The sequence below is a fragment of the Candidatus Palauibacter soopunensis genome, assembly GCF_947581735.1.
GTDB classification, from domain to species: Bacteria; Gemmatimonadota; Gemmatimonadetes; order Palauibacterales; family Palauibacteraceae; genus Palauibacter; species Palauibacter soopunensis.
Genome location: NZ_CANPVT010000002.1, coordinates 249,552 through 262,314 on the forward strand (window position 1 = coordinate 249,552; position 12,763 = coordinate 262,314).

Annotated in this window: 7 protein-coding genes; all 7 read left to right on the top strand. The window is 69.0% G+C overall.

Features of this window, described 5'->3' with window-relative positions:
• The first annotated feature begins 114 nt into the window (after positions 1-114).
• The 7 genes from RN901_RS01425 to RN901_RS01455 all read left to right on the top strand — a co-directional run bounded on the left by RN901_RS01425 (position 115) and on the right by RN901_RS01455 (position 12,761).
• On the top strand, positions 115-2,781 hold the full coding sequence (locus RN901_RS01425) for a sodium-dependent transporter (protein WP_310755056.1): 2,667 nt from the start codon (positions 115-117) through the stop codon (positions 2,779-2,781).
• A gap of 6 nt (positions 2,782-2,787) precedes the next feature.
• Positions 2,788-4,155, top strand: coding sequence for a TolC family protein (locus RN901_RS01430; protein WP_310755057.1), 1,368 nt, complete (start codon positions 2,788-2,790; stop codon positions 4,153-4,155).
• A gap of 9 nt (positions 4,156-4,164) precedes the next feature.
• On the top strand, positions 4,165-6,579 hold the full coding sequence (locus RN901_RS01435) for a molybdopterin cofactor-binding domain-containing protein (RefSeq protein WP_310755059.1): 2,415 nt from the start codon (positions 4,165-4,167) through the stop codon (positions 6,577-6,579).
• 22 nt (positions 6,580-6,601) lie between these two features.
• Positions 6,602-7,021, top strand: coding sequence for a secondary thiamine-phosphate synthase enzyme YjbQ (locus RN901_RS01440; RefSeq protein ID WP_310755061.1), 420 nt, complete (start codon positions 6,602-6,604; stop codon positions 7,019-7,021).
• 2 nt (positions 7,022-7,023) lie between these two features.
• Positions 7,024-8,259 carry a leishmanolysin-related zinc metalloendopeptidase gene (locus tag RN901_RS01445; RefSeq protein ID WP_310755063.1) on the top strand — a complete coding sequence of 412 codons (1,236 nt, stop codon included), beginning with the start codon at positions 7,024-7,026 and terminating at the stop codon, positions 8,257-8,259.
• Between the two features lie 78 nt (positions 8,260-8,337).
• Positions 8,338-9,558 carry an efflux RND transporter periplasmic adaptor subunit gene (locus RN901_RS01450; protein WP_310755065.1) on the top strand — a complete coding sequence of 407 codons (1,221 nt, stop codon included), beginning with the start codon at positions 8,338-8,340 and terminating at the stop codon, positions 9,556-9,558.
• The gene (locus tag RN901_RS01455; protein WP_310755067.1) at positions 9,555-12,761 is read left to right on the top strand and encodes an efflux RND transporter permease subunit; all 3,207 of its coding nucleotides are present in this window, start codon (positions 9,555-9,557) and stop codon (positions 12,759-12,761) included. The genes RN901_RS01450 and RN901_RS01455 overlap by 4 nt, the downstream gene beginning before the upstream one ends.
• The last annotated feature ends 2 nt before the right edge of the window (positions 12,762-12,763 follow it).

A 12,763-nucleotide genomic window follows, 5' to 3' on the forward strand; every position in this document is an offset into this window, starting at 1 on the left:
GTCTCTTTCTCTCGGCCGGCCCCTGCCCCAAGGTTTCGCCCGTCAGCGAGGGGCGAGTCACCTGGGCGCCGGGCGCCGGCGGCCACATGCGACCCGCCAAGCTAGAGGCCGGGGATGGAACGAGACAGACGCGAGACGTTCGGCTCCCGCTTCGGGCTCGTGGCCACGATGATCGGCGTCGCCGTCGGTCTCGGGAACGTGTGGCGCTTCCCGTACATGGTCGGCGAGTTCGGCGGGGCTCCCTTCGTCGCCTTCTACGTACTGGCCGTCGTGCTGATCGGCGTTCCCGCGCTCATGGCGGAGTGGACGCTGGGCCGGCACACCCGCCGCGGCCCGGTCGGCGCGTTCGAGTCGGCCGGTCTCCCCTTCGGCCGCGCCCTCGGCTGGATCTTCTTCGTCGGCGTCACCGCCGCCACCGGCTACTACTCGAACGCGCTCGGCTGGGTGCTGTACCACGCCCTGGCCGGGCTGCTCTCCGGCGTCGGGATCGAGATCGACGCCGCAGCGATCCTTCCCCCGGACGAGGGGTTTTCCCTCCGCTCCTTCCTGCTGCAATGTGCCTGCACGGGCGTGGTTCTCCTCACCTGCGCCGCCGTGCTGCGGCGCGGCCTGCGGCGCGGAATCGAGAGGGCAAGCCGCTTCATCGTGCCCGCGCTCCTCGCGGGGCTCGTCATCCTCATCGCCCGCTCGCTCACGCTGCCCGGAGCTGGAGAGGGCCTGCGCTGGTACCTCGGCGCCTTCGATCCCGGCGCGCTCACGCCACCCGTGATGCTGGGGGCGCTGGGCCAGGCGATCTTCAGTCTTTCGCTGGGCGGCACGTTCATGGTCGTGTACGGCTCCTACCTGAACCGCGGCGACTCCCTGCGCGGCAACGCCGTCTTCACCGCGGGCGGCGACCTCTGCGCCGGACTCCTGGCGGGGCTCGCCATCTTCCCCGCCGTGTTCGCGTTCGGACTCGAACCTGCGAGCGGCCCCGGTCTCCTTTTCGTCACGCTGCCCGAAGTGTTCGGCCAGATCCCGGCCGGAGCCGTGTTCGGGACGCTCTTCTTCCTGGCGCTGTTCGGAGGCGCCTACCTGTCGGACGTGGCGGCGCTGGAAGTGCTGGTAGCCGGGGTCACCGACAACACCGGGATCGGCCGCTCGCGCGCCGTCACCCTGACCACCGTGGTCGTGTTCGCCTTCGCACTGCCCCCGATGATCAACATGAACGTGTTCACGCCGTGGGATCTGACCTTCGGGTCGGGCTTCCAGACGCTCGGCGCGCTGCTCTCGGTCGTCGCCGTGGGGTGGGCCCTGGACCGCTCCGAGGTGCTGCGGCAGCTGGCAGCAGGCGATGATCGGCCGCGGAGGCGGCGCGTGCCCACGCTCTGGCTCTACTACTGGCTCCGCTTCGTCATCCCCGCCGCCATCCTCACCGTCGGCGCCTGGTGGCTGGTGAGGGATGTACTGGGAGCCGGCCCGCCGCCCGCCGCCCGGGCCACGCTGGCCATCGAAGACGTTTCGGTCATCCCGATGGATGGCGAGCGCGTGCTCACCGGCGTGACGGTCCTCATCGGCGATGGCCGCGTGCTCGCGGTGCGGCCGTCGGCCGAAGCGGACGTCCCCGACGGCGCCGTCCGGGTCGCCGCCCGCGGTCGCTTCCTCATCCCGGGCCTGAACGACATGCACGTCCACTTCGGGGAGGCGTCGGCGCTCGGGCGGTTCCTGGCGACCGGGGTCACCGGCGTGCGCATCCTGTCGGGTGGGCCGCATACGCTCGACTTTCGCGACCGCGTCCGGAGCGGCGAACTGGCCGGGCCGGACATCCACACGGCGGGGGCCATCATCGAGGGACTGCCGCCACCGGAATTCGCCGCCGTCATCGATACCGCGGGACGCGTGATCGTCCGCGACAGCCTCGACGGCGCTCGCGCCGTGCGCGAGCAGCATGCCGCCGGGTACGACTTCATCAAGGTGTACAACAACGTGCCCGCGGCGGCCTACCGGGGCATCGTCGCCGAGGCGCGCGGACTCGGGATCCCGGTGGCGGGGCACGTGCCCTTCGAGGTGGGCCTCGACGGCGTCCTCGCGGCGGGCCAGGCCAGCATCGAACACCTGCGCGGGTACATCTGGCACCTCGTGCCCGAAGAGGCGCCGGCGCAGCCCGGTCCCGATCTGCGGTCGCGCACGCTCGCCTGGGCCCACGGAGATCCCTCTCGGATCGGGGCGCTCGCCGAGCGTACCCGGGAGGCCGGTTCGTGGAACGTGCCGACGCTCTCGGTGCGCATGATCCACAAGCCGGACCGCCTCCTCGACGCCTACCTCGCCACGGAAGAGGCGTCGCACATGACCGCCGCCATGCGCCGCTTCTACACCGAGCGCATGTCGATCCCGTGGATGAGCAACTTCACGCCGAACGACTTCGAGGCCGCGCTGGATGGTTTCGCGGTGGCGGATTCCCTCATCCGCGCCCTCGTGGCCGCCGGCGCTCCCGTGATGGCCGGGACGGACACGCCGCCCCTCGGCTTCGCCCTCCATCGCGAACTGGAGGAACTGGTCGCGGCGGGCCTGTCACCGTACGAGGCGTTGCGGAGCGCCACGGTCAACCCGGCCCGCTTCCTCGAACGGGGCGAGGGGGCCGGCATGGTGGTGGCGGGAAGCCCGGCGGACCTCGTGCTGCTGGAGGGCAATCCGCTGGAGGCGGTCGGAAACACGCGCCGGATCGCGGGCGTTGTGCGGCGCGGCGAATGGCTGAACCGCGTGACACTGGACGCCCTGCTGCGGGAGGCCGCGGACCGCTGACCGCACTTGCAGCGCGGCGCCGCGACCGGTGAGGTTGGCCGTGAGATCCGGGTGCGCCGCCGGCAGCGCCGCCGACCGCGCCGAGATCCCGCTGGACCGGATCCGGGCCATCGCGACGAGGAATCGAACATCCGCTACATCACGCTTCTGGGCCTTGGCGCCCTTCTCCTTCTGCCGCGCCCGGCCCTCGGTCAGGAAGCCGTCCGCCGGGTCTCGCTTGCGGAGGCCCTCGGGGCGTTCGCGGAAAACAGCTTCGCCCTGAGGATCGCGCGCTCCGAGGCCGCCGAGATCGCCGGAGCCGCGCGCCAGTCTCGAGCCTGGTTCAACCCGTCGCTCTCGGTCAGGCGCGACGACCTCGACCGCAACGGCGACGAGTACTGGGAGGAGAATCTGCTCCTCTTTCAACCCCTGGAGTGGCCCGGTCGAACCGCCGCCCGCTACCGGGCGGCCGCCCACACGATCGAAGCGAGCACCGCCCGCTTCCGCAGTGACTCGACCCGGCTCGCCTTCGAGGTTCGCGAGGCCTGGGCGCTCGCGTGGTTTGCGGAAGCGGCGGAACTCACGGCGCGACAGGCCGCGGCGGTCATCCAGGAGGTGGCCGAGGACGCGGAGATTCGCTTGGAAGAAGGGGACATCTCCGCCTACGAAACGAGGCGATTGCGACTGGAACGGGTGCAGGCCGAGCAGGATGTGGCGGAGGCCGAACTCCGGTCTCGCGGCACCCGCAGGCGCCTCGCCGCACTGACCTTTCCCGGGACCGGAATCGAGGAGGTCGGACCGTCTGCGGCACTCGAAGGGCTTCCGCCCACGGTGACGCGGGAAGCCGCGCTGGGCGCGATGCCCGAACGCCCGGACCTGGAAGCCGCGGCTCGGGATCTCGACGCCGCGCAGGCCGAACTCGCCATTGCGAGGTCTCGCTGGATGCCCGACCCGACCGTCAGTCTGGGATATCGACGGCAGGAGGGCGGATTCCAGGGACTCAGCCTGGGTCTCGATCTCCCGCTGCCGCTGTTCGATCGCGGAGGCGGAAACCGGCAGGCCGCCGACGCCCGGAGCGCCGCGGCCGCCCATCGACTCGACCTCAGACGACGGCTGGCGGAGAACGACCTCCGGATGACCTCGGACCGGTACGCATCCAGCCGCGCCCGTCTCGAAGCCGCGGCCGATGGCCTGTTGGCGGATGCCGAGGCGCTGCTCGCCTCCGCGACGGCGGCGTACGCGGAAAACGAAATGTCGCTCCTGGAGTTGCTCGACGCGGCGAGCGCCTTCCGCAGCGCGCGGCTCAGCGCCCTGTCCATGCGATCCGCCGCGTGGATCGACTACTGGGACCTCCTGCGCGCCATGGGACGGGCCCCGGAGGGGGACCGACACTAGATTGGACGTATGCACCCGCACGAATTGACGCCCCGGCAGCTTGAGGCCGCGGAAGCCCCCGACGGGCTCCCGGATCTGGCCGACGCCGAGTTCACGGCGCTGGGCAGGCGCGCGCGCCGGGTGGAGGGGCTGCGCAAGTCGACCGGCCGCGAGATCTACACGGACGACATCGTCCTGCCGGGGATGCTGCACGGGAAGATCCTCCGCTCCACCGAGGCGCACGCGCGGATCGTCTCCATCGACACCGCCGAAGCGGAGGCCCTCGAGGGCGTGTACGGCGTCATCACCGGACGGGACATGCCGACGCCGTACGGGATCATCCCCTGGACTCGCGACGAACACGCGCTCTGCCTCGACAAGGTGCGCTTCATCGGCGACGCGGTGGCGGCGGTGGCGGCGGTCGACGAGGACACGGCGAACGCGGCGCTGGAGCGGATCCACGTCGAGTACGAACCGCTTCCCGTCTATCTCTCACCCGAGGAGTCGCTGACGCCCGAGGCGGCCGCGGAACCCATCCACGCGCCTCGCAAGCCGGGGGGGAACGGCAACATCCTCAAGCACGTCCACCTCGAGTTCGGGGATGTGGACGCGCAAATGGCGGAAGCGGACGTCACGGTCGAGGGGGAGTACTTCTTCCACGGGACGACGCACACGCCGATCGAGCCCCACTGCGCGATCTCCCGACTCAACCCGGATGGCGTGCTCGAAGTGTGGTCCTCGACGCAGGTCCCGCACTACCTGCAGCGGGACCTGGCGCGGGTGCTCGACCACGACGTCGCGAAGGTGCGGGTCGTGCAGCCGGCCGTGGGCGGGGCCTTCGGCGGCAAGTCGGAGCCGTTCGATCTCGAGTTCTGCGTGGCGCTCCTCGCGATGCGGACGGGCCGCCCGGTGAAGATCCTCTACACACGCGAGGAGCTTTTCTACTCGCACCGCGGCCGCCACCCCATGCGCATGAAGTACCGGCTGGGCGCCTCGCGCGAAGGGAAGCTGCGGGCGCTCGATGCGCACACGATCCTGGACGGCGGCGCCTACGCCTCGTTCGGTCTCGTGACGACGTACTACTCGGGACAGCTGCTCACCTCGCCCTGTCACATCGAGTCCTACCGTTTCGACTCGACGCGCGTCTACACGAATGTCGCGCCGTGCGGTCCCAAGCGCGGCCACGGCTCGGTGCAGCCCCGCTTCGCGTACGAGATCTCGCTCGACAAGATGGCCCGGAAGCTCGGCCTCGACCCGTTCGAACTCCGCCGCCGCAACTTCATGGGCACGGGTCGGACGGTGAACGAGTTCAAGGTCCGGTCCAACGGCTTCCTCGAGTGCCTCGAGGCGGTGGAACGCGCCAGCGACTGGAAGAAGCGCCACCGGCAGCTGCCGAACGGCCGAGGACTGGGGATGGCCGCCTCTTCCTACATCTCCGGCACGAACTACCCGATCTATCCGAACGAGATGCCCCAGGCCGCGGTGCAGGTCCAGGTCGAGCGCTCGGGACGGGTGGCGATCCTGCACGGCGCCTCGGAGATCGGGCAGGGTTCCGATTCCACGATGGCCTACATCGCGTGCGAGGAACTCGGCGTCCCGCTCGAATACGTGCGCGTCTTCTCGGCCGACACGGACCTCACGCCGGTAGACCTGGGGGCCTATTCGTCGCGCGAGACCGTGATGGTGGGGAACGCCTGCGTCGAAGCCTGCCGCACGCTGCGCGCGCAGGTCGCGGAGGCCGTCGCGGAGCAATGGGGCGTGCCGGCCGCCCGGGTGCGCCTGGCGCGTGGCTGGGCCTTCGATGCGGAGGCTCCGGAAGACGCCGGCCGCCGGATCCCGATCTCGGAGGCGTTCAACATCGCCGAGGCGAAGTTCGGCCTGCTCGGCGCCGTCGGCTCCTACGACACGCCCAAGGATGTCCACGGAGACTACCGTGGCGGCACGATCGGATCTTCGCCCGCCTACTCTTTCACCGCGCACGTGGCCGAAGTCGAGGTCGAGGAGGACACGGGCGTCGTCGACGTGAAGAACATCTGGGTGGCGCACGATTGCGGGCGCGCGCTCAACCCGGTGCTCGTCGAGGGCCAGATCGAGGGCTCCGCCTACATGGGCTTCGCGGAGGCGATCTTCGAGGAACAACTCTTCCGCGAGGGAGATGTGGAGGGCGGCCTGCACACGTCGCCGTCGCTCCTCGACTACCGGATCCCCACCTCGATGGACTGCCCGGAGTTCGAGGCGCTCATCGTCGAGTCGGTGGACCCGGAGGGTCCCTACGGCGCCAAGGAGGCGGGCGAGGGGCCGCTGCACCCGTCGCTCCCCGCGATCGCGAACGCGATCCATGACGCGGTCGGCGTCCGCATCGATGCGCTCCCCTTCACGCCGCAGCGCGTGTGGCGGGCCCTGCGTGCGCACGCCGCCGGGGCCGCACGCGAGGACGTGGCCTGACCCCCTCGTGCATCCCGCCGGTTTGAAACAGTTCGTCCGACAACTCGGCGTCGACACGCGGGGGAAGGGTCTGTATGAGATCACCCGTCCGATCCTCGAGTGGGCTGCCGGGCTCGAGATCGAGACGGGCATGCTCACGGTCTACATCCGCCACACGTCGGCGTCGCTGACGATCCAGGAGAACGCGGACCCGGACGTCCTCCACGATCTCTCCAACTTCTTCGCCCGCCTCGTGCCCGAAGGCGACCCCCACTACCGGCACACGATGGAGGGGCCGGATGACATGCCGGCGCACATCCGGTCCGCCCTGACCCAGACGCACCTGGCCGTCCCGGTGCTCGACGGAGCGCCGGCTCTGGGAACCTGGCAGGGCATCTTCCTCTTCGAGCACCGGAGCCGCCCCCACCGGCGTACGGTCGTGTTGCACGTCCTCGGCGAATAGGCGTGCGTAGCGCGGGACGGACAGCGGGAACGCCCGGGTTCCGGGTAGTCGTGGCGCTCGCCGCCGCATCGGCCGGGGCGTGCGGCGACGGGAGCATGGACCTTCCGCTGACGCGGCCGCCGATGGTCATTGACGGCGTCGCCGACTTCGAACTGGCCATCGGGGAGACGGCGACGCTCGAAGCGTCCGGCTACTTCCGGGATCCCGACGGAGACGTCCTCTCTTTCGAGGCGAGGTCGTCCGCGGGGGAAGTCGCGAGCGCCGAAGTCTCGGGGAGCACGGTCCGCGTCGTCGCTTTGACGCGCGGGACGTCGACGGTGGCGATCACGGCGCGCGACCCCGAAGGCCGGGCCGCCGCGCTACGCTTCGACGTCACCGTGCCGCTGCCCCGGACGTTCGACATCGTGCTCAGCTTCGACACCGCGGTGACCGAGCCGCGGCGGGCCGCGGTCGTCGCGGCGGCGGAACTCTGGATGTCGGTGCTGGCCGCCGCGGAACTGCCGGACGTTACGGTCGACGACGACATCGAATGCTACGGCGCGCACACGACGGAGCCCCCGGGGACCATCGATGATCTGCTGGTTCTCGTCGAGTTCCGGGACATCGACGGTCCGGGCCGGACGCTCGCCCAGGCCGGCGTGTGCCGTCTGCGCGAAGGGTCGATGCTGCCGGTCGCGAGCGTGGCGTTCTTCGACGAGTCGGACTTCGACGGCCTCATCGACTCCGGCGACGCGACGGAACTCGCCGTTCACGAAATCGCGCACGCGCTCGGATTCGGCCTGCTGTGGCGTCCTCTCGGGCTCCTTCGGGATCCCGCCCTCGGCGTGGGAGCGATCGACGCGCACTTCGTCGGTCCCCTGGCCCTCGACGCCTTCGACGCGGCGGGCGGCACGGACTACACGGGCGGGGCGAAAGTCCCCGTCGAGAACTTCGGCGGAGCCGGGACGGCGAACCTCCATTGGCGGGGATCCGTCCTCCGGGGAGAACTCATGAGGCCGCTCAACAGGATCGGATCGCGGGAGACGCTCAGCGCGATCACGATCCAGTCGCTGGCCGATCTGGGTTACATTGTCGATGTGAGCCTGGCGGAGCCGTACACGCTTCCCGGCGTCGGCGCCGCGGCCGAGAAGCCCGGCCGCGTGGTCGTCCTGGGCGACGATGTCCTCAGGGGTCCGGTGCAGGTCGTCGATTCGGAAGGCCGCGTCGTGCGCGTGCTCCGCGACCGTTCGCCGCGGTAGGTTCCGTCCCGTTGACCGGATAAACCGTAGATTCCTATGCTCAAGCCGGCGCACTCGACCTCCATGGGATAAGGCACAATGCTGCGCAGATTGCTGTTCGGATCCAGTCTCAGGATCATCGCCGTGATCATCGTCGGTACGATTGCGGTCGCGGCACTAATGCTCTCGCTGGCCCCCGAGCCGGAAAGCCAGGAACCGCCTCCCCAGATCCCGTTCGCGCAAACCGCCGGTGTCGTGGCCGGGTCGGGCGCGATCCCCGTGTTCGGATCCGGCACCGTGCGGCCAAGCGAGGAGATCGATGTCGCGCCGCAGGTGGGCGGCAAGGTCGTCTGGGTAAACCCGCGGTTCCAGAGTGGAGGGCGCGTGGAGGCGGGCCAGACGCTCTTCCGCATCGAAGAAGCCGATTACGCGTACCGCGTGCAGGTAGCGGAAGCGAACGTCGCGGCAAGCCGCGTCGCCTTCCTCGAGGAACAGGAACGGGCAACGATCGCCAGCGCCCAGTATGAACTGTACTCGGAGCGGCGCGAGACGGGGCCCCCGCCGCCCGAGGCGAGTCCGCTCACGCTGAGGGAGCCTCAGCTGGAAGCGGCCAGGGCCGCGCTGAGCCGGGACGAAGCCCGGCTTGAGGAGGCGAGACTTGCGCTCTCCAGGACCCGGGTCACCGCGCCGTTCGATGGTTTCGTGCGCGAGGAATCTGTCGATGCGGGGCAGGTCGTGAACCCCGGGCAGCCCGTCGGACGCCTCTTCGCGTCGGGGGCGGTGGAGGTCGTCGTTCCCCTCGCCGATGCCGACGCCGCCCTGGTCCCCGGATTGTGGGGGCTCGAGGCGGGCGACGGGGCACGGGACGTGGCGGCTCGTGTGATCGCCCACTACGGGGACATGATGTATGCCTGGGAGGGCTACGTGGATCGGGGCGAAAGCTCCGTTGATGCGCAGACACGCACCATCGATGTGATCGTGCGCGTGCCGGATCCGTTCGACGCGGGCGCGCCGGCGGGCCGGTCCGCTGCCGTTGGGGGCGACCCTCCGTTGCTGGTCGGCAAGTTCGTGGAGGTGGAGATCGAGGGACTCTCACCGGAGGACTACTTTCAGGTCCCGCGCGCGGCGCTGCAGCCCGGCAATGAAATCTGGACGGTGGATCGCGACGGCGTCGTGAGCATCGTTCCGGTCCAGGTGCTGCAACGCGCCAACGATGCGGTGTTCGTCACCGGCGCCCTGCGGGGAGGCCAGGCAGTGATCACCGGTGGACTTCAGTTCGCCACCCAAGGGATGCGCGTCCAGACCGACCCGGTGCGATGAATCCCGACGCGGGCCCCGAACCGGGCGACCGCCGCGAGCGGTCCGGCCCGCTCGCCTATATGGCCAGCAACGGCATCGCGGCCAATCTCCTGATGATGGGCATCGTCGCGGCCGGACTCGTGTCCCTGACCGGCCTCGAGCGCGAAGCCTGGCCTGTCACCCCCTTCTACCACATCGAAGTCTCGATGGCCTATCCCGGTGCCACGCCGGAGGAGATCGAGGAGTCGATCGTCGTCAAGATCGAGGACCAGGTCAGCGGGCTCGATGACGTGCAGGCGGTCAAGTCCCTGGCGGCTCCGGGCATCGCCTCCGTGCGGATTCAGATGGATTCCGGCACGGACATGGATCGGGCCCTGGACGACATAGAATCCGCCGTCAATCGCATCCAGTCCTTCCCTGCCGGTGCCGAACGTCCCCGCTTCCAGGAGATGGACAACCGCTTCAGCATGATGCGGCTCATCGTCTACGGCGATGTCTCCGAGCGCTCGCTGAAGGAACTGGCGCATCGGATCGAGGACGACCTTACCACGCTGCCCTCCGTCTCCCAGGTCGAGGTCAGCGGGGTCCGGAACTACGAGATCTCCATCGAGGTACCGCTTCACCGGCTGAGGGCCCTGGGGCTCACTCTTACCGACATCGCCGGCGCGATCCGCCGCAGTTCGCTCGACTTGTCGGCCGGCAGCATCGATACCCGGGAATCCCAGGTTCGAGTGCGGACCCTCGGGCAGAACTACGACCAGCAGGACTTCGAGGAGATCGTTCTGCTCAGCGGCCGCGACGGCACGGTCGTGCGCCTGGGCGATATCGCCGAGGTCCGCGACGGGTTCCAGGAGGCAGACCTGATTGTCCGCCACCAGAACCAGCCCGCCGTATTCGTCGAGGTGTATCGGGCCGGCGGCGAGCAGGTGATGGATGTGGCCACGACGGTGCGCGAGCACCTGGCCAACGAGGTGATCCCGTCTTTGCCGGACGGCGTGGGCATCACCTTGTGGAACGACGAATCCCAGGCCTACGAGGAACGCGCCAATCTTCTTTTGAAGAACGGGATTCTGGGTTTGTTGCTGGTGTTGGTCGCACTCAGCCTGTTTCTCCAGATTCGGCTTGCCCTGTGGGTTGCCGTGGGCCTCGCCGTCTCGGGTGTAGGCGCCCTCGCCGTCATGATGGCACTCGACGTCGCGATCAACACCATCAGCCTCTTCTCCTTCGTGCTCGCCATAGGGATCGTCGTTGACGACGCCATCGTGGTGGCCGAGCACATCCAATACGAACGCAGTCGCGGAACCCCCGGAGTCGCGGCCGCGATACGCGGCGTCCGGCGGATCAAGGTGCCGTTGACGTTCGCGGTCCTCACTTCGGCGGTGGCCTTCGTCCCGTTGCTGTTCATCCCGGGCGGCGTCGGTGACGTATGGCGGGCCCTGCCGATCATCATGATCGCCATGCTGATGGTTTCGCTGGTGGAGTCGCTGTTCGTCCTTCCCAACCACCTGTCCCACCTGCCCGGTCCGGACTGGGTGCCGGGCAATGCCTTCGACCGGTTCTTCTCGCGACTTCAGCGTCGTGTCGACGTCCAGCTGCAGCGGTTCGTGCAAGGCCCCCTGGACCGGGCCCTGCGGTTTGCCACGGCCCGGCCCGGGGTGACGATGACAGGGGCCGTCGGAATGCTCGTGCTGAGCATCTCCCTGGTGCCCGCGGGAATCGTCCCCACCACGCTGGCCGACGACGTAGAGGGCGATATCGTGACGGTCGTGTTGGAGATGCCCGATGGAGCCACCGCGCCGAGAACGTACGAAGTGGCGCGGGAGCTGGAGGCTGCGGGCCACCGGGTCATCGAACGACTCTCTCTCGGCCGGCCCGGGGATGCGCCGCCGCTGCTGACCGGCGTCTCGGTGACCGTCGGACTGGGATCGAGACTCGAGGGCGGACTCAACCCGCAGCCCACCCTCAATCCGCAGGCCAATATCGCCACCATCGAGTTCAAGCTCCTCGGTGCGCAGCAGAGACGGATCTCCACTGGAGACGTCGTGCAGGCGTGGCGGGAGGAGGTGGGTGTGCTGCCCTACGTGCGCGGCATCACCTTCAGCGGCGAGATCTTCACCCTGGGGAACCCGGTCGAGGCCGTGCTGTCCCATCCGGACCCGGAGCGCCTCGCCGGGATCGCCAGCTCGGTGGTCGACGGACTCCGCGGCGTGAGCGGCGTCTACGACATACGGTCGGATCACGCGCCGGGCATCCCGGAGGTTCAGCTCGAGTTGCGGCCCGAAGCGCGGACCCTCGGTCTCACCGTGCAGGAGCTGGCCGGACAGGCGAGGGGGGCGTTCTTCGGCGCGGAAGCCGTCCGGGTGCAGCGCGGCCGGGAAGAGGTACGAGTTTACGTTCGGCTGCCCGCGGAAGAGCGGAACTCGATCACCGATATCGAAGGCTACCTGCTCCGTACGCCCGGCGGGGACGAGGTGCCGATCGTCAGTGTGGCCTCGCTGAGCCCGGGCGTGTCGCCGTCCGCCCTCCGGCGCAGGGATGGCCAGCGCGTCGTCACCGTCACCGCCGATGTGGACGCCTCGGTGATCTCCGGCGACGAAGCCAACGATATCCTCGAAAATTCGATCCTCGCGGATCTGGTCGCGGCGTACCCGGGGCTGACCTACACGTTCGGAGGCGAGCAGCAGCAGCAGCTGGAGTCCATCGACGCGCTCTACCGCGGCTTCGCGGTCGCTCTGATCCTGATTTTTGCGCTCCTCGCCATCCCCCTCCGTTCATACACCAAGCCGTTCATCATCATGGCCGTCATCCCCTTCGGGTTCATCGGCGTCATCCTCGGCCACTGGATCCTGGGAGTTGCCCTGAGCGCCGTATCCTTCATGGGGATCTTCGGTCTGAGCGGGGTCGTGGTGAACGATTCCCTGGTCATGATCGACTTCATCGATCAGAAACTCCGGGAAGGCGCCCCGCCGAGAACCGCGATCATGGAGGGGGCAAAGGGACGTTTTCGTCCGATCATGCTCACTTCCCTGACCACTTTCCTCGGCTTCACGCCCCTGATCCTGGAGCGCGCAATCCAGGCCCAATTCCTGATACCGTTTGCCGCGTCACTCGGTTGCGGCATTCTCTTCATCACGGTCATACTTATGATGGTGGTTCCGGCGCTATGCACGTTGCATCTGCGCTTGATGCCGTCGCGGCGTCCTTCGATTCCGAGCGCCGCGTAGCG

Coding starts and splice junctions, on each gene's coding strand:
- RN901_RS01450 (WP_310755065.1), top strand. CDS start 8,338: ATGCTGCGCAGATTGCTGTTCGGATCCAGTCTCAGGATCATCGCCGTG.
- RN901_RS01425 (WP_310755056.1), top strand. CDS start 115: ATGGAACGAGACAGACGCGAGACGTTCGGCTCCCGCTTCGGGCTCGTG.
- RN901_RS01435 (WP_310755059.1), top strand. CDS start 4,165: ATGCACCCGCACGAATTGACGCCCCGGCAGCTTGAGGCCGCGGAAGCC.
- RN901_RS01455 (WP_310755067.1), top strand. CDS start 9,555: ATGAATCCCGACGCGGGCCCCGAACCGGGCGACCGCCGCGAGCGGTCC.